We start from the raw sequence: 20000 nt of genomic DNA, 5'->3' as shown, positions 1-20000 counted from the left end.
TTAAGGTTATTCTGAGATAAGCTCCAAGACTGCGGTGTCCTGATCGTTGGCCATTGGAGATTTCTCGACCTAACGAGATGAGATGCCGAAGACATTTTTTTCCCGAATTGGAGCCAGTCATATTCTGACACGGCCCAGCCTGGCCAGCGTTGCGGCGATCGGCATTGCCCTTGCCGTGACAATTGCTGCCGGAATATTCGCGGAAGTTCAGAACCGGTCCGTGCATCTGCAGAGTGCGCGCGCGAATGTCGCCGAGCAACTCGGCATTGTCCGTGCCCGGCTGGAAGGCAACATCAACAGCAACCTGCAGCTTGTCCGGGGGCTTGTTGCGCTGATTGCGACACAGCCGGATATTGATCAGGACCAGTTCGGCCGGATATCCAGCGGTCTCATCGGCAATCACTCGCAGCTTCGCAATGTCGCCGGCGCACCGGATCTTGTCGTCAGGCTGATGTATCCGATGACCGGCAACGAAAAGGCCATCGGGCTCGATTATCGGAAAAACGAGCAGCAGCGTGATGCGGCCCTTCGGGCGGTGAATTCGGGCGAGATGGTGCTCGCCGGTCCCGTCGATCTCTTGCAGGGGGGCAAGGGGTTCGTCGGGCGCTTCCCTGTCTTTACCGAAAATGATGATGGCACAAGGCGCCTTTGGGGGCTGGTTGCTGCTGTCGTCGACGCCGACAGGCTTTATGCGGACAGCGGCTTGCTGGACGCCGCGCTCCCGGTGGAAATCGCGATCATGGGCCGAGATGCGACCATGGCGGACAAGTCGGTTTTCTTCGGGGACGAGAACATTCTGTCCCAGAACCCGGTGTTGTCCGAGGTGGTTCTGCCGACCGGGCGTTGGCGGATTGCGGCGATCCCGCGTGGCGGTTGGTCGGCAATGCCGGACAACGCCTGGAAAGTCCGGCTGTTGATGCTGGCCGGAGGGCTGCTGGTCCTGTTGCCGATCTTCATCGCCGGACAGCTGTACGATCAGCGGCGCGGGCATATCCGCGAACTGAGACGCCGCCAGGTGCAGATGGAAGGCCTGTCTCAGCGCCTGAAGCTGGCCCTCGATACCTCCAAGATAGGCATCTGGGAACTGAACCTGGACACCGGTGTGTTGACCTGGGACAGCCGGATGCGGGAGCTTTACGATATCCCGGAGTGGCGCGACACGTCGCAATACGATGTTTGGTCCGAGTGCCTGCACCCGGAGGATCTGAAGCGCGCCGAAAAGGAATATTGGGACGCGATCGACACCGGCGGAACTTATCATTCCGACTTCCGTGTGATCCTTCAGGACGGCTCCACCCGCTGGATCCGGGCCATCGGCGCCGTTCACACCAACACTCGCGGCCAACGTTACATACTGGGCGTCAACTGGGATGTTTCTCGGGATTTCCAGCTCAAGACCCGGTTGCTCAACGCCAAGCAGAATGCCGAAGACCGGAACCGCGAACTGGAGGATGCCCGTGCGCTGATGGAGCACCATTCGCTGCACGACAGTCTGACCGGTCTCCCGAACCGCCGGTTCCTGGACCGGCAGCTATTGGACGAGCAGGCCCCGCACAAGCCGACGGCGCTGCTGCATATCGATCTCGATCGCTTCAAGCATATCAACGACACACTTGGCCACGCTGCCGGCGACTCGATGCTTACACATGCCGCATCGGTGCTGATGGAAAACGTCAGTTCCAGCGAGTTCGTGGCCCGCATCGGCGGTGACGAATTCGTCATTGCCATCACCGAGTCGACCGACGAGAAAAGCCTGGCCGCCCTTGCTGAAAAGATCATCGAGCAGATGCGTCAGCCGGTGACTTTCGAAAATCATCAATGCCGCTTCGGCGTGTCCATCGGCATTGCCATGGCCGACACGACCTTGAGCGACTACGGTCGGCACCTGCTGGTCGATGCGGACATCGCGCTCTACCGGGCCAAGAGCAACGGCCGCAACCGGTTCGAATTCTTCTCCGACACGCTGAAGTCGGAAATCGTCCGCAACAAGCAGGTTGCCGACGACATCCTGTGTGCATTGGAGCGTCAGGAATTCCTGCCGTACTTCCAGCCGCAGTTCGATGCGAGAACGCTGGCGATCACCGGTGTCGAGGCACTGGCGCGCTGGAACCATCCCACCGAAGGCATTCTGACACCGGACGTATTCCTGAAAACGGCCGACGAGCTCAATGTGGTGCCGCTGATCGACCGGATTATTCTGGAACAGACCCTGTGGCAGTCCGCGCGCTGGAAGGCAGCCGGGATCCATATTCCGAAAATGTCGGTCAACGTGTCGGCTGGCAGGCTCAACGACGCAAACCTGATGCAGAGCCTCGACGGTCTTGCCTTCGAGCCCGGGTCACTGTCCTTCGAACTTCTGGAATCCATCTTTTTGGACGACAAGAACGATCTTATCGCCGCCAATTTCGAACACCTGCGGGACATGGGCATCGACATCGAGATCGATGATTTCGGCACGGGCTATGCCTCCATCGTCAGCCTCATTCACCTGCGTCCGAAACGGCTGAAGATCGATCGTCAGCTGGTCATCCCGATCACCCATTCGGAAGGCCAGCGCCGCCTGGTGGCATCGATCATCGAAATCGGGCAGTCGCTCGGCATCAAGGTTGTCGCCGAAGGCGTGGAAACCATGGAGCATGCCAGGATCCTGCGTGATCTCGGCTGCGATGCCCTGCAAGGCTATGCCTTTGCACCGGCGATGCCCTCGGACAGGCTGATCGAGTTCGTTCGCGAGGAGCGCTGGCGCGAGGCGTCCTGAGACGCCCCGTCAGGGTTCATGCAAGGTCGCTCAGGTCACCACTCGGCGAGACTTCCGTCTTCATGACGCCATATGGGATTGCGCCAGCGGTGGCCTTCCTTGGCGCGCTCGACGACATAATCCTCGTTCACCTCGATGCCTAGGCCTGGTCCCTGCGGGATGGCGGCAAAGCCGTCCGCATAGGCGAAGACACCGGCATTGGTGATGTAGTCCAGCAGGTCGTTGGACTTGTTGTAATGGATACCGAGGCTCTGTTCCTGAATGAAAGCATTGTAGGACACCGCATCGACCTGGAGGCAGGCGGCAAGGGCGATGGGGCCAAGCGGGCAATGAGGCGCGAGCGCAACATCGTAAGCCTCGGCCATCGCAGCGATCTTCCGGCATTCCGTGATCCCGCCCGCGTGTGACAGATCCGGCTGTATGATGTCCACATAGCCGTCGGACAAAACCGACTTGAAGTCCCAGCGGGAATAAAGCCTTTCGCCAAGGGCAATCGGCGTCGAGGTGTGATTGACGATATCGCGCAGGGCTTCCTTGTTTTCGGAAAGCACCGGTTCTTCAATGAACATCAGCTTGTAGGGATCAAGTTCCCGCGCCAGGACCTTGGCCATGGGCTTGTGCACCCGCCCGTGGAAGTCTACTGCGATGCCGATGTCCGGACCAACGGCTTCGCGCACGCTCGCGATCGCCTCCACAGCCTTGTCCAGCCGTGAGTTGCTGTCGACGATCTGGAGCTCGGCGCAGCCGTTCATTTTCAGCGCCTTGAAGCCGCGCTCGACCACCTGCCTGGCGTTGTCCGCCAGCTCCGAAGGCCTGTCGCCACCGATCCAGGAATAGACCTTGATCCTGTCCCGCACCTGGCCGCCAAGCAGCGAGTGAACCGGCTGGCCGAGAGCCTTCCCCTTGATGTCCCACAAGGCCTGGTCGATGCCCGCAAGGGCGCTCATGTGTATTGCGCCGCCTCGGTAAAATCCGCCTCGATAAAGCACCGTCCAATGGTCCTCGATCAAGAAGGGATCCTTGCCGATGAGATAGTCGGAAAGTTCATGGACAGCCGCTTCCGTGGTCAGGGCACGGCCTTCCACCACGGGTTCGCCCCAGCCGGTGACGCCTTCATCGGTTTCGATCTTCAGGAAAAGCCAGCGCGGCGGCACGATATAGGTCGTGAGTTTGGTGATCTTCATTCTTTAAGTTTCCGGCAAAAGCGACGTCATCGGGCGGCAGGCGAAGGGGTGGTCAGAGATCGACACGCCCTGCAGCAGCCTGGGCCGCAGTCAGGTCATGCTCGGCCAGGTCCAGCATCCGGTTCGAGGCTTCCCGGGCTCGCGGTGCATCGCGCAGACGCAGGGCATCCACAAGTTCGCCATGCAGTTCGACGGCAAGGTCCCGGCTCTCCACCGCAGTGTTGGACGCATGCAGCGTATAATGCAGGGCCGTATGAATGGCACTGGAAAGACGCCGAAACACCTGATTGTGGCTGGCGGCCATAAGTACGCTATGGAAATCGACGTCCGCCTCGGTGAAGGCCTCAGGGTCGGAATTTGAGTCGCGCATCCGCATCCAGGCCGCTTCCAGCGCCGCAATTTCCTGCAAGGTGGCACGTTTGGCCGCAAATTCCGCTGCTGCCGGCTCAATCGTGCGCCGGGCTTCCAGGATGCATCCAAGCAGGTTGAACTCATGGATGAAGGGGCCGATCCAATCGAGCACTTCCCCATCCAGTATGTTCCAGTCCTCCCGGTCGGTCACCACGGTTCCCACGCGAGGCTTCACCCGCAGCATGCCTTTGGATTCCAGAACCTTGATGGATTCGCGAATGACCGTGCGGCTGACGCCATAGATTTCGCACAGGTCGTTTTCCCGCGGGAGCTGAGCGCCAACCGGATATTTTTCAGAGCAGATGTCTTCCGCCAGTGCCGCCGTCACATTCTTTCGCACGCGAGGGCGCTTGCCACTGTTCTGATCAGCGGTCGCTGTCTCCTCCCTCAACGTTTCCAATGGCCTGCTCCCTGTTTGTGGCGGAATGAGATCCCGCATTTTTAGCGGATTTTTTGCGCTGCGCGAACTGCGCGTTTCACTGTCCGTCATCGAATGTCTGGCAACCTTATCCGATACATCATACAAAGGCAATTGACTGGTATGATGATTCACAGTAGGTCTGTTGAAGCGCCCCGGGAGGCTGGGCGCCTCGAAATGAATTGGGAGGTTCTGCAATGCGTGTGTTGAAGAAAGCCGTTCTGACCGGAGTGATGGCCCTTGCCCTCGTCGGTTCTGCCCATGCCGCTGACGTGAAAATCGGTTTCGTCGTCAAGCAGCCGGAGGAGCCCTGGTTCCAGGACGAGTGGAAGTTCGCCCAGAAGGCTGCCGAGGAAAAAGGGTTTACCCTTGTTGAAATCGGTGCACCGGATGGAGAGAAGGTTCAGGCAGCGATCGATAACCTGGGTGCGCAGGGCGCGCAGGGCTTCATCATCTGCGTGCCGGATGTGAAGCTCGGACCGGGGATCGTGGCCAAGGCAGCCGCCAACGACCTGAAGCTGATGACTGTGGATGACCGACTTGTCGGCGCCGATGGCGAACCCATTGAAAGCGTGCCGCACATGGGCATTTCCGCGATAAAGATCGGCGAGACCGTTGGCCAGTCCATTGCGGCCGAGATCGAGGCGCGCGGCTGGGACATGTCCGAAGTGGGCGCGATCCGCGTTTCCTACGACCAGCTTCCGACGGCCGTCGATCGGGTCGAAGGCGCTATCGCAGCTCTGACGGCTGCTGGCTTCCCCGCGGAAAACATCTATGACGCGCCCCAGGCCAAGACCGATACCGAAGCGGCTCTGAACGCTGCCACCACCGTGCTCAACCAGCACGCGGACGTGAAGAAGTGGATTGCCTTCGGCCTGAACGACGAAGCCGTTCTCGGCGCAGTCCGGGCCACGGAATCGGTCGGCATTCCGGCTGAGAACGTCATTGGCGTTGGCATCGGCGGTGCTGAATCGGCCATCAACGAGTTCAAGAAACCGAGCGCGACCGGTTTCTACGGTACGGTCATTATCTCGCCGAAGCGCCACGGTTATGAAACCGCACTCAACATGTACGAGTGGATTGCCAACAACAAGGCACCGGAGCCGCTCATCCTGACGTCCGGCTCGCTGGCCCTGCGCGACACTTATGTGGATGTGCGCAAGGACCTGGGCATCGAGTGATCCGTCCCGACTGACACCTGATCCGGCGACCGGTCTTGCGGTCGCCGGGGAACTGTTGCGCGAGCGTCATGTCTTATCTGTCAGTACAAAACATATCCAAGAGCTACCCGGGCGTTCAGGCCCTGTCGGACATCTCCTTCTCGGTGGAGAAGGGAGCCGTACATGGGTTGATGGGCGAGAACGGTGCCGGCAAGTCCACCCTGATCCGGGTGCTATCCGGCGATCAGTCCGCGGACAGCGGATCCATTTCCATCGACGGGATCGAGCAGAACTACGGGTCTGTGCGCGATGCCTTCGAGGCCGGAGTGATCGTGATCCACCAGGAACTTCAGCTGGTGCCGGAGCTGACGGTGGCGGAAAATCTCTGGCTGGGCCGGTTTCCCAACCGGGGTGGCGTCCTCGAAGGCCGGCGATTGGTCGAGACCGTGCGCAACCGGCTTGAGGAGATCGGCGTCGATGTCGATCCCAATGCCAAGGTCGCTTCGCTGTCCATCGGTGCGCGCCAGATGGTGGAAATCGCCAAGGCCGTGATGATGGAGGCCCGGGTCATCGCACTGGACGAGCCGACGTCATCCCTGTCCTCCAGGGAAAGCGAGATCCTGTTCAAGCTGATCGCCCGGTTGAAGGCCAAGGGCACGGTGATCCTCTATGTGTCTCACCGGCTGGAGGAAATCTTCCACCTCTGCGACAGCCTGACGGTTTTGCGGGATGGCCGTCTTGCGGCCCATCACCCCGACATTGCCAATGTGACCCGCGACCAGATCATCGCCGAGATGGTCGGGCGTGAAATAGGCAACATCTGGGGCTGGCGTGAGCGTTCGTTCGGGCCGGTGCGGCTGGAAGTGTCCGGCATGTGCGGCGAAAAGCTTCCCGGACTGGCCGAATTCTCGGTTCGGCAGGGCGAAATCCTGGGCTTCTTCGGCCTGATTGGCGCCGGACGCAGCGAGTTGATGCGCCTTGTCTATGGTGCGGACACGCGGCGCGGCGGCACGGTCTCCATCGACGGCAAGGAAGTGCCTGCGGACAATCCACGCGGTGCCATCAATGCAGGGCTCGTGTTGTGTCCGGAAGACCGGAAACACGACGGCATCATCCAGGGGCGGTCCATCGAGGAAAACATAGCCATTTCCTCACGCAGGCACATGTCCTCCTTCGGCATTCTCCAGCTTGGCAAGGAAGCAGCTCTTGCGGATCGCTTCATCGCCCGGCTCAAGGTGCGCACGCCATCGCGGAAGCAGGACATCGTCAATCTCTCTGGCGGCAATCAGCAGAAGGTCATTCTGGGCCGCTGGCTGTCGGAACAGGGTGTGAAGGTGCTGATTGTCGACGAGCCGACACGCGGCATCGACGTCGGCGCCAAGTCGGAGATTTACGACATCCTCTACGAGCTTGCGGAAGGCGGTATGGCCATCGTGGTCGTTTCCAGCGAGCTGCCCGAAGTGATGGGTATTTCCGACCGCATCATCGTCATGTGCGAAGGCCGCATGGTCGGCCAATTCGCGCGGGAAACCTTTGAAGAGCGCAACATTCTGACCCTGGCCTTGCCGGACAGAAATGCTGCCCACACGGTGTGAACGGGGCCGTTTCAGATGAATTCTCTCAAGAAAATTTTGCTCGGAGACCAGGGCCTTGTCGTCATCTTCGCGGTGGCCTTCGCAATCGTTTCCCTGACCGTTCCCAACTTTCTCACCGAGCGCAACATCCTCGGCCTGCTGCAGTCGGTGGTGACAATCGGCATTGTCGCCTGCACGATGATGTTCTGCCTCGCTTCGCGCGATTTCGACCTTTCGGTCGGATCGACGGTCGCATTCACCGGCATGATCGCCGTCATTGCTTCCAACATGACCGGCTCCATCGTTATGGGGCTCATCATAGCTTTGCTTAGCGGTGCGTTGGTGGGTGCGGTCAACGGCTTCGTCATCGCCTGTTTCCGCATCAACGCGCTGATCACAACCCTGGCCACCATGCAGATTGTCCGGGGACTGGCGCTGATCGTGTCCGACGGCCGGGCCGTCGGCATCAACGACCCCGGATTCTACCAGCTCGCGCTGTCCCGCTTCGTGGGCATCCCCACGCCGATCTGGGTCATGGGTGCGCTTTTCATCGCTTTCGGTTTTCTGCTGAACCGCACGGTCTTCGGCAAGAACACGCTGGCGATTGGCGGTAATCCGGAAGCGGCCCGTCTTGCCGGGGTGAATGTGGTGTCCATGCGGATCTGGATCTTTGCCTTGCAGGGCCTGATCTGCGCTGTCGCAGGCATCATGCTTGCCTCCCGCATCACATCCGGCCAACCGAATGCAGCCACCGGCCTTGAACTCTCGGTGATTTCCGCCTGTGTCCTCGGCGGAGTCTCCCTGGCCGGTGGCCGCGCCGCCATGACGGGTGTCATTGTCGGCGTCATGATCATGGGCATTGCCGAAAATGTCATGAACCTCCTGAACATTCAGGCCTTCTACCAGTATGTCGTGCGTGGCCTGATCCTGCTCATCGCGGTTCTTCTCGACAATCTGCGCTCCACGGCAAGCCGCTGATGTCCGTGGGGGCCGGGCAGGACTGGACGCTCGCGCAAGGGGATCTGGTGGTCACCGCCAGCCCTGCGGGAGGTTCAATTGTCCAGGCCGCGTGGCGAGGCTCGCCGATCCTGCAAGCTGCCGGTGGACCGGAGGGGAAGGCAGCCTGTTTTCCCCTCGTGCCCTTCGGAAATCGGATCGCCGGCAATCGCTTCACCTTCCGGAGGGAGAGCTTCACACTTCAGCCCAACACCGACGAACCGCTTGTTCTGCATGGTGACGGCTGGCTGGATACCTGGAACCTGACGGAAAAGACCGGCAATTCGCTTGAGCTGGACCTGGTCAGGGAGCAACCCTCCCATAGTCCCTATGCCTTCAAGGCGCACCAGAAGGTTCATCTGGATGAGGGCTGCCTGTCCCTGAGCCTTCGCGTGACGAACCTTGGCAATAAGGCCCTGCCGTTCGGCATCGGGTTTCATCCGTTTTTCCGGCGAGCGCCCGACATGACCCTGCAGACGAGGGTGCAAGACATGTGGCGTGAAGGCGAGGGACATCTTCCGGACGGTCTGCAGCATATTCCTTCCGAACTCGATTTTTCGATGCCGCGTATCATGCCGCCGCGCTGGATCAACAATGCCTTCGGCGGTTTTTCCGGCAAGGCCCGGCTACACTGGCCGGATATTGAGCTCGCTCTTGATCTCAGCTGCGATCCGGTGTTCGACGTGATGATGATCTTTGCCCCGCAGGCACCTGCAGACTTTGTCTGTCTGGAACCCATGAGCCATCTGCCGAACGGTCACAATCTGCCGGATCTCGGTGGCCTGAGCGTTCTGGAGCCGGGGGAGGAACTGGCGGGAACGATAAAGATGACATTTCTGCATGTGTTGGAGACCGGGGAGAAAAACGATGGCTGATCGGCTTTCAGGAAAGCGTATCCTGATCACTGGCGCCGCACAGGGCATTGGTCTTGCCATCGTCCGAGCCTGTCTCGGCGAAGGCGCTGCCGTGGTTCTGATGGACCGGGACGAAGCACTTCTTGCCCGCAGTGTCGCGGATCTGGGTGGGGAAGGAGAGTATCTGACGGCTCTTGCCGGGGACATCACGAACACGGATGACGTTGCCGCTGTGGTCGCTCGCGCGCAGGAGACCATCGGTCCGTTGAACGCGCTCATCAACAATGCCGGGATAAATGTTTTCGACGAGCCTTTGTCCCTGAGCGATGAAGACTGGAACCGCTGCTTCGACGTCAACCTGAAGGGGGCGTGGAATTGCGCCCGAGCCGTGTTGCCGGGTCTGCTTGAACAGGGTGGCGGGGTCATTCTCAATATCGCCTCCACGCATGCTTTCACCATCATCCCGCACACCTTTCCCTACCCGCTGGCCAAACACGCCCTGCTAGGGCTCACCAAGTCCCTTGCGCTGGAATATGCTGCACGGAATGTCCGGGTGAATGCCCTGGCGCCGGGCTATGTCCAGACCCAGAAGGTGGTCGAGTACTGGAACAGTTTTCCCGATCCCGAGGCTGCCCGGCAGGAGACCTTGCGACTGCATCCGGGCGGGCGTATCGCCACGCCTGAAGAAATCGCCAGAGCGGCTGTCTTCATGATTTCCGACGAATGCCCCTTCATGAACGCTGCCTGTCTGACTGTCGATGGCGGCCTCAGCGTCCAGCAGCACCCAGCTTGATGCGGTTATTTTTTCAATAAATCGGGCTTGACCCTGACACTAACGTCAACCGGCTAACACCGGCTTGGCGCGCAATGCGCAGGTGTTAATTCAGGAAAGCAAGCCAAGATGAATGAACGGACAAACTGGCAGGGCAAGGTTGCCATCGTAACAGGCGGAAGCTCCGGAATTGGAGAGGCCACCGCGCTGGCATTGACCGGGCAGGGGGCGAATGTTGTCATCACCGGACGTGATGCTTCAAAGCTTGCCGGTGTTGCCGGCAAGAGCGAGGCAATCGAGGCCGTGCAAGCCGACAGTGCCGACCCGGCCGGCAGCCGGCGCGCTGTCGAGGCGGCACTGGGACGATGGGGCCGCCTGGACCTTGTCGTCAACAATGCGGGCGCGGGCAAGCCGCTGCCCATCGAGGCCTATGATGCCGAAACGCTTTCGGAAATCTGTGCGGTGAATATCGTTGCGCCGTCTCTTCTGTTGAAGGAAGCCCAGTCGGCCCTGCGGGACAGCAAGGGGGCTGTCGTCAACATCGGAACGGCCGTCTCCCAGAATGCGGCGCCGGGCCTGGCGCACTATGCGGCCACAAAGGCGGCGCTTGAGCATCTGACACGGTCCTGGGCCATCGAGCTTGCAGGCGACGGAGTACGGGTGAACGCCGTCTCTCCCGGTCCCGTCAAGAGCGGCGCTCTCACGGGCATGATGGGCCTGCCGCCGGAAGTCGCGCAAACCATCGAGGAAACAGAAGCAGCTCAGGTTCCGATGGGACGGCGCGGACTGACGTCCGATCTTGTGCCGTGGATCTTGCAGCTCGGCAGCTCCGCCAACGAGTGGCTCACCGCACAGGTGATCACGATTGACGGTGGCTGGTCGCTTCGGGGCCAGGCAGGCTGAGCATTTGTGACCAAGGGCAAAAATGGGCATCCTCCCCTTGATGGGGAGGGTGCCCCTCGCCACTTGAAGGCCTGAAGCGAGCACTTCCGGGAAAACAGGGCTTGACCCTGACACTAGTGTCAAGGTGCTAGGGTCCGCACCTTAGTCCGGTGTTGAAAGGGGTCGACATGCAGATCAAGGAAGCAGCCGAACGGCTTGGCATTACGGAACGGATGCTGCGCCACTATGAAAAGTCGGGCCTGATGGAAGCTCGCCGTTCGGAAAATGGCTATCGCAGCTATAGTGCCGCGGACTTGCGCCGTGCCGCCCGGATCCGCGATTTCATTGCCACGGGTTTTTCGACGCGCGAAGTTCGTGCGATGGCCGCCTGTCTGTCGGACGAAGGATCCGGGCCTTGCGAAGGCGGTATTCCGCAGCTTCTGAAAAAGCTTGAGCACATCGACCGGCTCAGCGCCGATCTTGAAGCGAAACGCGAAGCCATTCTCGACCGCCTGGCCGTGCTGGAAGAAGCTCTCTCGGTGAGTGCGGATGAGAAAGATGGCGCCGGATCCGGGATGAATGCCCCTGTTCCAGGCCGGGGTTCTGGCACGCCCGGCAGGGGCCTTGCCGACCTGGAGCCTCACGCAAGCGGGCGCTGACGGGCTGACTTGCTGATTTTTTGACACGCGCCGCATCCCCTGGCGAACTTCGCCATTGACATCAATCGATTTTCGTCATAGATTTCTGTCATGACAGAAATTACCGACAAAGCCGATCCTTCGGCAAAAGAGAAGTTCATCCTCTATTGGGGGGACATGGGCAGCCAGTGGAGCGTCAACCGTTCGGTAGCGCAGATCCATGCATTGCTGTTCCTGAGCCCGGTGCCGATGAATGCGGAGCAGATTTCCGAGGAACTGGGCATTGCCCGGTCCAATGTCTCCAACTCCCTGAAGGAACTTGTCGGATGGCGGCTGATCCAGAGAGTGCCTGTCGCGGGGGATCGCCGGGAGCACTTCGTGGCCGAGACCGACGTCTGGGAAATGGCGCTGCTGATTGCGAAGGGCCGCAAGGAACGGGAGATCGATCCGGCGATCCGCGCTATCGATGTCTGTGTGCGCCAGGCGGAAAAGGAGAAGACGCTTGATCCCGTTGCTCTGGAGCGGATGCAGGAGATGCACCAGTTTCTGACCACCGCCGATCGCTGGTCGGAGCAGATGCTGAGCGTGCCGAAGTCGAAACTCGCCAGCTTGATGAAGATGGGCGACAAGGTTCTCTCGCTGCTCAAGATCGGCGGCAAGAAGGGCTGACAGCTGGGGCGAGCCAGGTCTTCGCCTTACCTGGAAGCTCCCATGGAAGTGCCGGACAGCGAGATAAGATCGGGTGAGAGGCCAGTAGGCTTGCCACTCGAATTCAGGCTCAAAATTTTTTGCCACGTAATTTCTCTTTATACAGAAATAACCGACATAACAGGAGGGATTGGAAATGCGAAACGCAAGCGCCACTCTGGAGCGGCTCCAAGCTGGCGACCGCCGTTTTCGCGACCTTCTGGGAGAAGCTGCCTGGCATGGCCTGCCAGCGACCGTCCGCCGCCGGTTCGGCAAACGCCTGAGCGGCGGGGCAAGTGTCGTCTATCAAGGCCTGGTCGTGACCATGCGGATGAACCTTGCCGGAAGCATTCTGGCGCAGCTCGCGCGGCTTGTCGGCGGTCCACTTCCCTTTGACAGATCCTCTTTCAACCAGCCTGCCGTCGTCACCGTCACAGAAGATATTGCGAGCGATGGCCAGTTCTGGATCCGCCAATACGGGCGTAGCTCTGGCTTTCCTCAGGTGATCCACAGTTCCAAGCGGTTCGAAGGCCCAACCGGCATTGAGGAATATATCGGTGCGGGGATTGGCATGGCACTGCGGGTGAATGCCCTGACAGACGGCCTCAGTTTCGAAAGCGACCACTATTTTCTGCAGGCCGGACGGTGGCGGTTGCGGCTGCCCGCCTGGCTCCGGCCCGGAGCTTTGACGATCACGCACCGGGATCTCGGCAAGGACCGTTTCCTGTTCACCCTTTCCCTCAAGAGCCGCGTCTTCGGTGAACTGGTTCACCAGGACGCACTCTTTCATGACATGGAGACTTGATCATGGATAATCCCGTTCTCTGGACGTTGATCTCCATCCAGATATTCATGGGCGCATTCGATACGCTTGTGCACCATGAAGGCAGCGAACGCCTGGCTTGGCGTCCGTCGCAGAAAACCGAACTGCGGTTGCACGGTGTGCGCAATTTCTTCTACGCGGTGATCTTCCTCTGCTTCGGCTGGCTGGAACCGCATGGGGTCTTCACCATGCTGTTGACGGCAATCCTTGTCGCCGAGGTGCTGATCACGCTTTGGGATTTTGTCGAAGAAGACATGACCCGAAAGCTGCCATGGACCGAAAGGATCAACCACACGCTGCTGGCCTTGAACTATGGTGCGATCCTGGTCCTGGCCGCGCCGGTTCTGTGGCAATGGTCGTTCCTCCCCAGCGCGCTGGTGCCCGTCAGCTACGGCTGGTGGAGTGTGCTTTCCACGGTTTCGGCGCTTGGTGTCGGGCTCTTCAGCGCGCGGGACCTGCTTGCTGCAGCGCGCAGCGACAGGCTTGGTGGTCCAGATCCGGCGGGACTGGTTGCAGCCCTGCCACCGCGCCGGCATATCCTTGTGACGGGCGGCACCGGGTTCATAGGTCAGCGGCTGGTGGAAGCGCTGGTGAGAGGGGGGCATTTCGTCACGGTTCTCACGCGAGACCTGCGCAAGGCGGATGAGCTGGAACACCCTGTCCGTGTGATCACAAGTCTTGACCGGATCCACAATGCCGAGCGCTTCGATGCCATCGTCAACCTGGCAGGAGACCCGATCGCGAGTGGCTTGTGGACGAGCCGCAAACGCGACCGGATCATCGGCTCCCGTGTTGAAATGACCGAAGCATTGCGGGCGCTGATCGAGCGCCTCGACACGAAACCAGCCTGCCTGATCAACGGGTCTGCCATCGGCTGGTACGGTCTGCGCGGTGATGAAACCCTGACCGAAGACGCAAACTTCGAACCTGCCTTCGTCCACGAAGTTTGCGAGCGCTGGGAACAGGCGGCCCAAAAGGTGGAGCGGGACGGAGTGCGAGTCGTGATCTTGCGGATCGGTCTCGTTCTCGGTGTCGAGGGTGGCATTCTGGCAAAGCTGCTAACGCCGTTTGAATTCGGTGGTGGCGGGGCGATGGGCTCTGGCCGCCAGTGGATGTCCTGGATCGAGCGGGACGACTTGGTCCGTATCATTGCCCGCACGGTGGCCGATGAAAATTTGTCCGGCCCCGTCAACGCCACGGCACCCGTGCCGGTTCGAAATGCGGAATTCACGAGGGCTCTGGCCAAGGCGCTTCACCGCCCGGCCTACATCCGTCTGCCTGCCTGGTTGTTGTCGACGGCGCTCGGCGACATGGGCCGGGAGACGATGCTGGCTGGCCAGCGTGTGGTGCCGGCGAAACTGGTCGCCGCAGGTTTCAGGTTTCGTCGCCCGGAACTTGCCCCGATGCTGCAGGTGATCACGGGCGCAAGGGCAGGCTTGGTTCGGACTGAGGAACAAGAAGCCCGGTCATTGGCATAGGCGGATGGGACGAGATCAAAAGATCATGATCTGCGATCAAAAAGGGGCAGCCGGCTGACACCGGCTGCCCCGACTCACGATCTCCTGTCCATCGTCATCCCGGCCAAGCGAAGCGCGAGCCGGGATCGGAGAGCCACAGGCAGTGCTGTATTGTCCTCTATTGGAAAACCTCGGCTCTCCGATCCCGGATCTTCGCTGCGCTGCGTCCGGGATGACGAAGGAGAAGGCGAGGGAGAAGGTTGAGTGCGAACCTGCAGGCGAAGTGCAACCGAGAGGGAGGCGTTTCGCAAGCACACCCATCTGCTCTTGCACTCAAATGCTGCTCACGTCAGAAGCGGACGCAATTCCGACTGGACCTTCAGGAGGGCGGGCAGGAACTTTGTTTTTGCCGTTTCCGGCGTGGCGGACGTGCTGGCGTAGCCGACATTGAGCGCAGCAATCGTTTGGCCGTGGGAATTCAGCACCGGAACCGCGATGGAGCACAGTCCTGGTTCGACTTCCTGATCGATCGTTGCGAACCCCTGGCTGCGGATACTGGCAAGTTCGGCCAGAATGGCGTCCACCCGGGTGAGGGTCTTTGGCGTCAGTGCTGTCAGGGTCATGGCTTCCAGCCTTGCCCGCGCCTCGCTCTCCGGCAGGGCGGCCAGCATGATGCGGCCCATGGAGGAGCAATGAGCCGGCAACCGCGAGCCCGGCATCAGCGCGATCGACATGACTTTCGTTCGGGCGGCCCGTGCCACATAGACGATCTCGTCACCGTCGAGGATCGACACCGACGAGCTTTCCCCGATCTGTTCCGACAGGCGGTCGAGCAGGGGTTGCACCACACGTGGCAAGGGCATGGTGGCAAGGCAGGCAGTCCCCAGCCGCAGCACCTGCGGCGTCAGGGTGAAATACTTGCCGTCCCAGTTTGCATACCCGAGATGGGCCAATGTCAGAAGGCACCGGCGGGAGGTTGCCCGGTCGAGACCGGATGCGTTCGAGACTTCGGAGATCGACTGGCGAGGACGGTCTGCGGTGAAGGTTTCGATAACCTGCAGGCCCTTGGCCAGGCCCCCCATGATGTCCCGCTCTGCAATCATTCGCCGGTCTCTTGCTGATATTGATTTGTGCGATATGTAAACAAATGAATCATATCGCACAAATCAATTGGACGAAAGACACCTGCCGTCGCTATCTCCATGGACACGACAAGGGGCGAAATCTGGTCGGCCTTGAGGTGTTGGAACCTTGCTCACTCAAGGCGCACGCAGGAAGCTCCGGGCGTTGCCCGAAAAGGAGACAAAGATGGACAAGACGGTTTCCGACCTTGCCACCGCCGTGGCGGGGATCGAGGACGGCATGACGGTGATGATCGGCGGCTTCGGCGGTTCCGGATCTCCCATCGAGCTGATCCATGCGCTGATCGACCGCTATCGCGAAACGGGGCATCCGAAGGACCTCGTGGTCATCAACAACAATGCCGGCAACGGCCATGTCGGCCTGGCTGCGCTCATCGAGGCGGGCATGGTGCGCAAGTTGATCTGCTCTTTCCCGCGCTCTGCCGATCCGGTGGTCTTTACCGAGATGTACCTTGCAGGCGGCATCGAGCTGGAGCTGGTGCCCCAGGGCACGCTCGCGGAGCGGATCCGCGCGGGCGGTGCGGGTATTCCCGCCTTCTACACGCCGTCGTCCTACGGTACGGATCTGGCAAAGGACAAGCCCGTCGGCGAATTCGACGGCCGCATGTACGTGCAGGAACGCTGGCTGAAGGCAGATGTTGCGCTGGTGAAAGCCGAAACAGCGGATACCTTTGGCAACCTGACCTATCGCATGGCAGCCCGTAACTTCAATCCGCTGATGTGTATGGCTGCCGCGGAGGCCATCGTGCAGGCAAGCCGGATCGTCGAAGCGGGCGGGATCGACCCCGAGGTCGTCGTCACGCCGGGTATCTTCGTACAAAAGATCGTTGAGGTGGCCAATCCGCTGCAGGAAGAAGACCTCAACCGCGCCAATGCCGCCTATCCGCTGGAGGCCTGAGATGGAAAAGCTTTCAAACAACCAGATTGCCTGGCGCGCGGCACAGGATATTGCCGACGGCGCCTATGTGAACCTCGGCATCGGCTTCCCGGAAAAGGTCGCCCAGTTTCAGCCAGAGGGACGCGAGGCAATCTTTCACACCGAGAACGGACTTCTGGGCTTCGGCCAGGCCCCGGAGCCTGGTTCGGAGGACTGGGACCTGATCAACGCCGGCAAGAAAGCCGTCACGCTGAAGCCAGGCGCGGCCTTTTTCCACCATGCCGACAGCTTCGCGATGGTGCGCGGCGGTCATCTGGATGTGGCCATTCTGGGCGCTTATGAAATTGCCGAAAACGGCGACCTAGCCAACTGGTCGACCGGCCCCAAGGGCGTGCCTGCAGTCGGCGGGGCGATGGATCTCGTGCATGGTGCCAAGCGGGTTGCCGTTATCACCGACCACGTCACCAAGAACGGCCAGCCGAAACTGGTCAAGCGCTGTTCGCTGCCGCTCACCGGTGTCGGCTGCGTGACTCGTGTCTATACCAGCCTTGCGGTGATCGATATCGAGAACGGCCGCTTCGTGCTGCGTGAAAAACTGCCCGGCCTGTCGCTTGAAGATCTTCAGGCGGTGACCGGTGCTGAGCTTCTTGTTCCCGGCGCTGTCGCCGATCTTGTTGTTCCCGAGGTGTGAAATGGCTGAAGCCTTTATCTGCGACTATATCCGTACGCCCATCGGCCGCTTCGGCGGGGCGCTGTCCTCCGTCCGCGCCGATGACCTTGGCGCCATTCCGCTGAAAGCGCTGATGGAGCGTAATCAGGACATGGATTGGGCGGCGGTCGAGGAAGTCTTTTTCGGCTGTGCCAACCAGGCTGGTGAAGACAACCGCAACGTGGCGCGCATGAGCCTGCTGCTTGCCGGGCTGCCGGAAACCGTGCCCGGCACCACGTTGAACCGCCTGTGCGGTTCGGGCATGGATGCGGTCATCAGTGCGGCTCGGGCCATCAAGGCGGGTGAAATGGAGCTGGCGATTGCCGGCGGCGTGGAATCCATGTCCCGCGCTCCCTTCGTCATGCCCAAGGCGGAAACAGCGTTTTCACGCCAGAACGAGATTTTCGACACCACCATCGGTTGGCGTTTCGTCAATCCGCTGATGAAGAAGCAATACGGCATCGATTCCATGCCCGAAACCGGCGAGAATGTTGCCGAAGACTATGCCGTCTCCCGCGAAGACCAGGACGCCTTTGCCCTGCGCTCGCAAGAAAAGGCGGCGGCAGCACAGGAAAACGGACGTCTGGCACGGGAAATCACGCCGGTGACCATCCCCCAGCGCAAGGGCGATCCGATTGTCGTCGACAGGGACGAACATCCGCGCGCAACCTCGCTGGAAGCTCTGGCCAAACTGCGGGCACCCTTCCGAGAAGGCGGCAGCGTCACCGCGGGCAACGCGTCCGGCGTCAATGACGGCGCGGCAGCCCTGATCGTTGCGTCCGAGGCAGCGATCCGCAAGTACGGTCTGACGCCGATCGCCCGCATTTCCGGCGGTGCGACGGCAGGTGTCGAACCGCGCATCATGGGTATCGGCCCGGCACCGGCAACCAAAAAGCTGTGCGAACGTCTTGGCATCAAGCCGACAGATTTCGATGTTGTCGAACTCAACGAAGCCTTCGCAAGCCAGGGCATTGCCGTCCTGCGCCAGCTCGGAATTGCCGAGGATGCACCCCACGTCAATCCGAACGGCGGCGCCATCGCACTCGGGCACCCGCTCGGCATGTCGGGCGCACGTATTGCCGGCACGGCTGCACTGGAGCTGCAGCAGCGCGGCGAAAAGCGCGCCCTTGCAACAATGTGCATCGGTGTCGGCCAGGGTATCGCGATCGCGCTCGAAGGCGTCTGATTATCGATCGGCAATTGTCAGGTGGAACGGCCGGGCATCACGCCTGGCCGTTTCGCTATCTGCTCCTCAGGGATTGAGGACGATCACCTTGGTCTGACCGCCATTGCAGGTGTAGCAGCAGTTGGAACAGCGATTGCGGTTCTTGTAGCCCACGCCCCAGTAGAGATTGTTGCGATTGCGCACCCAGGCGCCATAGCAGACCTTTTCGCCGCGCTGGCAGGATATGTTGATCGTCTTCGTCGAAAAGTCGTCGAGCACGTAGATCTTCTTGTTGCCCGGCCAGACGTGACCGCGGCGGGTATCGGAATAAAGTTCCACATCGACAATGTTCGGGTGTTTGCTTTCGAACCGCCAGTGCAGTGTTTCCGCTGATGCCGGCAAGGTAGCGGCGGCAAAATAAACAAATGAGAACGCCAACAAGACGGCGCTCAAAAGCCCCTTACGCATAATACTTCCCCCAAAGTATCCCCATGAAAAGCTGCGTCAGACCATTGTGTTGAATGGTTATCTGGCAGCTCGCGCAAATAATGGGGCCTTTTTGAAGAAGATGGCAAGCAGGCGTTGCCAATTGCAGTGTTCAGACAGTTGTTTGCAGCCAGTCCCGAAAGGCGGCCACGGGGCGGGTCAAGGTGCGGGCGGGCGAGCGCACAAACCAGTATCCGGTCTCCAGTTCAACCAGTTTCCAGTCCGGCATGATCAGGTGTCCTGCCTCCAGTTCCTGGGAGACGAAGCGTCTGTCGATCACGATCGCGCCCATCCCTGCTATGGCAGCCTGGATGGCAAGATCCCGGCTCTGCAGCACGGTTCCCGATTTCGTGTCGGAATGGCTGAGCCCGGCCTCCTCCAGCCAGCGCACCCAGTCGCCACGCCGCGAGGCGCTGTGCAGAAGCCTGAGGCCGCTCAGAACGGATGTGTCGGTGGCATCCTTGCCACGCAGCAGACCGGGTGCCAGGGCCACCGCCAGGTGTTCCTTCCACAAGAGGTGGCTCTCGACACTCGGCCAGTTACCGGTGCCCAGCCGTATGGCGCAATCGTAGTTTTCGCGATCGAGATCAACCATGCGAGTGGAGGCGGACAACAGCAGTTCCACATCCGGCTGGCTCGCCTGGAAATCCGGCAAGCGGGGGATCAGCCAGCGGGTGGCAAAGGTCGAGACGGTGCTGATCCTCAGCTCCGTCCGGCCGCGCCGACGGAAGCTGTCGACAGCCTCTTCTATGCGGTCGAAGGCATCGCCCATGCTCAGGGCCAGGCGCTGTCCTTCTTCTGTCAGGGTGAGCCCGCGACCATCCCGGTTGACCAGCGTCGCACCAAGCTCGTTTTCGAGCTTGCGCATCAGGTGGGACAGCGCCGAAGGCGAAACCCCGAGCTTTTCGGCCGCAAGCGACGCACGCCCGTGGCGGGCCAGCAGGGAAAAGGCATGTAGCGCACGCAGGGACGCCATGGTCGATCTCCGGAAAGTTGAATATTCTTCA

At 60.6% G+C, this 20000-nt stretch carries 19 protein-coding genes; 14 read left to right on the top strand and 5 right to left on the bottom strand.

Annotated elements, in window-relative coordinates; genetic code table 11:
• Nucleotides 1–82: 82 nt before the first annotated feature.
• Nucleotides 83–2758 carry an EAL domain-containing protein gene (locus HCG46_RS12215; RefSeq protein WP_168686399.1) on the top strand — a complete coding sequence of 892 codons (2676 nt, stop codon included), beginning with the start codon at nt 83–85 and terminating at the stop codon, nt 2756–2758.
• A 35-nt stretch (nt 2759–2793) separates the two neighbouring features.
• Here HCG46_RS12215 and dgoD read toward each other — a convergent pair whose 3' ends face one another.
• On the bottom strand, nt 2794–3942 hold the full coding sequence (dgoD, locus tag HCG46_RS12210; RefSeq protein ID WP_168686398.1) for a galactonate dehydratase: 1149 nt from the start codon (nt 3940–3942) through the stop codon (nt 2794–2796).
• 52 nt (nt 3943–3994) lie between these two features.
• Nucleotides 3995–4744: a FadR/GntR family transcriptional regulator gene (locus tag HCG46_RS12205; RefSeq protein WP_168686680.1), complete on the bottom strand. Its 750-nt coding sequence runs from the start codon at nt 4742–4744 to the stop codon at nt 3995–3997.
• A gap of 224 nt (nt 4745–4968) precedes the next feature.
• On the opposite strand from HCG46_RS12205, the gene HCG46_RS12200 reads away from it, so the two are divergent.
• The 10 genes from HCG46_RS12200 to HCG46_RS12155 all read left to right on the top strand — a co-directional run bounded on the left by HCG46_RS12200 (nt 4969) and on the right by HCG46_RS12155 (nt 14635).
• Nucleotides 4969–5952: an arabinose ABC transporter substrate-binding protein gene (locus HCG46_RS12200; RefSeq protein WP_022999780.1), complete on the top strand. Its 984-nt coding sequence runs from the start codon at nt 4969–4971 to the stop codon at nt 5950–5952.
• Between the two features lie 68 nt (nt 5953–6020).
• Nucleotides 6021–7526 (top strand): L-arabinose ABC transporter ATP-binding protein AraG, encoded by a 1506-nt coding sequence (gene araG, locus HCG46_RS12195; protein WP_168686397.1) that lies wholly within the window; start codon nt 6021–6023, stop codon nt 7524–7526.
• A gap of 15 nt (nt 7527–7541) precedes the next feature.
• A complete protein-coding gene (gene araH / locus HCG46_RS12190) occupies nt 7542–8483 on the top strand; it encodes an L-arabinose ABC transporter permease AraH (protein ID WP_168686396.1) in 942 nt (313 codons plus the stop codon).
• A complete protein-coding gene (locus HCG46_RS12185; protein ID WP_168686395.1) occupies nt 8483–9376 on the top strand; it encodes an aldose 1-epimerase in 894 nt (297 codons plus the stop codon). Before araH ends, HCG46_RS12185 begins: the two co-directional genes overlap by 1 nt.
• A complete protein-coding gene (locus HCG46_RS12180; RefSeq protein WP_168686394.1) occupies nt 9369–10148 on the top strand; it encodes an SDR family oxidoreductase in 780 nt (259 codons plus the stop codon). The genes HCG46_RS12185 and HCG46_RS12180 overlap by 8 nt, the downstream gene beginning before the upstream one ends.
• A 108-nt stretch (nt 10149–10256) precedes the next feature.
• Nucleotides 10257–11030: an SDR family oxidoreductase gene (locus HCG46_RS12175; protein ID WP_022999785.1), complete on the top strand. Its 774-nt coding sequence runs from the start codon at nt 10257–10259 to the stop codon at nt 11028–11030.
• 167 nt (nt 11031–11197) lie between these two features.
• Nucleotides 11198–11668: a MerR family transcriptional regulator gene (locus HCG46_RS12170; RefSeq protein WP_083660681.1), complete on the top strand. Its 471-nt coding sequence runs from the start codon at nt 11198–11200 to the stop codon at nt 11666–11668.
• Between the two features lie 90 nt (nt 11669–11758).
• Nucleotides 11759–12316 (top strand): MarR family transcriptional regulator, encoded by a 558-nt coding sequence (locus HCG46_RS12165; RefSeq protein WP_022999787.1) that lies wholly within the window; start codon nt 11759–11761, stop codon nt 12314–12316.
• Between the two features lie 175 nt (nt 12317–12491).
• On the top strand, nt 12492–13139 hold the full coding sequence (locus HCG46_RS12160; RefSeq protein WP_168686393.1) for a DUF4166 domain-containing protein: 648 nt from the start codon (nt 12492–12494) through the stop codon (nt 13137–13139).
• Nucleotides 13140–13141: 2 nt separating this feature from the next.
• Nucleotides 13142–14635, top strand: coding sequence for a TIGR01777 family oxidoreductase (locus tag HCG46_RS12155; protein WP_168686392.1), 1494 nt, complete (start codon nt 13142–13144; stop codon nt 14633–14635).
• A 323-nt stretch (nt 14636–14958) separates the two neighbouring features.
• Here HCG46_RS12155 and HCG46_RS12150 read toward each other — a convergent pair whose 3' ends face one another.
• Nucleotides 14959–15717 (bottom strand): IclR family transcriptional regulator C-terminal domain-containing protein, encoded by a 759-nt coding sequence (locus tag HCG46_RS12150; RefSeq protein ID WP_168686391.1) that lies wholly within the window; start codon nt 15715–15717, stop codon nt 14959–14961.
• A 205-nt stretch (nt 15718–15922) separates the two neighbouring features.
• Here HCG46_RS12150 and HCG46_RS12145 point away from each other — a divergent pair, with 205 nt between their 5' ends.
• The 3 genes from HCG46_RS12145 to pcaF are packed head-to-tail and all read left to right on the top strand — an operon-like array spanning nt 15923 to nt 18528.
• Nucleotides 15923–16654, top strand: coding sequence for a 3-oxoacid CoA-transferase subunit A (locus HCG46_RS12145; RefSeq protein WP_152508495.1), 732 nt, complete (start codon nt 15923–15925; stop codon nt 16652–16654).
• A gap of 1 nt (nt 16655) precedes the next feature.
• Nucleotides 16656–17324 (top strand): 3-oxoacid CoA-transferase subunit B, encoded by a 669-nt coding sequence (locus tag HCG46_RS12140; RefSeq protein ID WP_023002267.1) that lies wholly within the window; start codon nt 16656–16658, stop codon nt 17322–17324.
• A 1-nt stretch (nt 17325) separates the two neighbouring features.
• A complete protein-coding gene (gene pcaF, locus HCG46_RS12135) occupies nt 17326–18528 on the top strand; it encodes a 3-oxoadipyl-CoA thiolase (RefSeq protein ID WP_152508494.1) in 1203 nt (400 codons plus the stop codon).
• A 66-nt stretch (nt 18529–18594) separates the two neighbouring features.
• On the opposite strand, the gene HCG46_RS12130 is transcribed toward pcaF, so the two are convergent.
• A complete protein-coding gene (locus tag HCG46_RS12130; protein WP_209009448.1) occupies nt 18595–18975 on the bottom strand; it encodes a hypothetical protein in 381 nt (126 codons plus the stop codon).
• A gap of 130 nt (nt 18976–19105) precedes the next feature.
• Entirely contained in the window at nt 19106–19969 is an 864-nt protein-coding gene (locus HCG46_RS12125) for a LysR substrate-binding domain-containing protein (protein ID WP_023002264.1), read from the bottom strand.
• Nucleotides 19970–20000 lie beyond the last annotated feature (31 nt).

The organism is Labrenzia sp. PO1 (assembly GCF_012273635.1).
Lineage (GTDB): Bacteria > Pseudomonadota > Alphaproteobacteria > Rhizobiales > Stappiaceae > Roseibium > Roseibium algicola.
This window is presented reverse-complemented; position numbering and strand designations above follow the sequence as displayed.

Excerpts from the sequence above, each read along its gene's own strand:
- dgoD (WP_168686398.1), bottom strand. The coding sequence starts at position 3,942 with ATGAAGATCACCAAACTCACGACCTATATCGTGCCGCCGCGCTGGCTT.
- HCG46_RS12200 (WP_022999780.1), top strand. The coding sequence starts at position 4,969 with ATGCGTGTGTTGAAGAAAGCCGTTCTGACCGGAGTGATGGCCCTTGCC.
- HCG46_RS12185 (WP_168686395.1), top strand. The coding sequence starts at position 8,483 with ATGTCCGTGGGGGCCGGGCAGGACTGGACGCTCGCGCAAGGGGATCTG.
- HCG46_RS12140 (WP_023002267.1), top strand. The coding sequence starts at position 16,656 with ATGGAAAAGCTTTCAAACAACCAGATTGCCTGGCGCGCGGCACAGGAT.
- HCG46_RS12180 (WP_168686394.1), top strand. The coding sequence starts at position 9,369 with ATGGCTGATCGGCTTTCAGGAAAGCGTATCCTGATCACTGGCGCCGCA.
- HCG46_RS12215 (WP_168686399.1), top strand. The coding sequence starts at position 83 with ATGCCGAAGACATTTTTTTCCCGAATTGGAGCCAGTCATATTCTGACA.
- HCG46_RS12170 (WP_083660681.1), top strand. The coding sequence starts at position 11,198 with ATGCAGATCAAGGAAGCAGCCGAACGGCTTGGCATTACGGAACGGATG.
- HCG46_RS12155 (WP_168686392.1), top strand. The coding sequence starts at position 13,142 with ATGGATAATCCCGTTCTCTGGACGTTGATCTCCATCCAGATATTCATG.
- HCG46_RS12175 (WP_022999785.1), top strand. The coding sequence starts at position 10,257 with ATGAATGAACGGACAAACTGGCAGGGCAAGGTTGCCATCGTAACAGGC.
- HCG46_RS12145 (WP_152508495.1), top strand. The coding sequence starts at position 15,923 with ATGGACAAGACGGTTTCCGACCTTGCCACCGCCGTGGCGGGGATCGAG.
- pcaF (WP_152508494.1), top strand. The coding sequence starts at position 17,326 with ATGGCTGAAGCCTTTATCTGCGACTATATCCGTACGCCCATCGGCCGC.
- HCG46_RS12130 (WP_209009448.1), bottom strand. The coding sequence starts at position 18,975 with ATGCGTAAGGGGCTTTTGAGCGCCGTCTTGTTGGCGTTCTCATTTGTT.
- araG (WP_168686397.1), top strand. The coding sequence starts at position 6,021 with ATGTCTTATCTGTCAGTACAAAACATATCCAAGAGCTACCCGGGCGTT.
- HCG46_RS12165 (WP_022999787.1), top strand. The coding sequence starts at position 11,759 with ATGACAGAAATTACCGACAAAGCCGATCCTTCGGCAAAAGAGAAGTTC.
- HCG46_RS12125 (WP_023002264.1), bottom strand. The coding sequence starts at position 19,969 with ATGGCGTCCCTGCGTGCGCTACATGCCTTTTCCCTGCTGGCCCGCCAC.
- araH (WP_168686396.1), top strand. The coding sequence starts at position 7,542 with ATGAATTCTCTCAAGAAAATTTTGCTCGGAGACCAGGGCCTTGTCGTC.
- HCG46_RS12150 (WP_168686391.1), bottom strand. The coding sequence starts at position 15,717 with ATGATTGCAGAGCGGGACATCATGGGGGGCCTGGCCAAGGGCCTGCAG.
- HCG46_RS12160 (WP_168686393.1), top strand. The coding sequence starts at position 12,492 with ATGCGAAACGCAAGCGCCACTCTGGAGCGGCTCCAAGCTGGCGACCGC.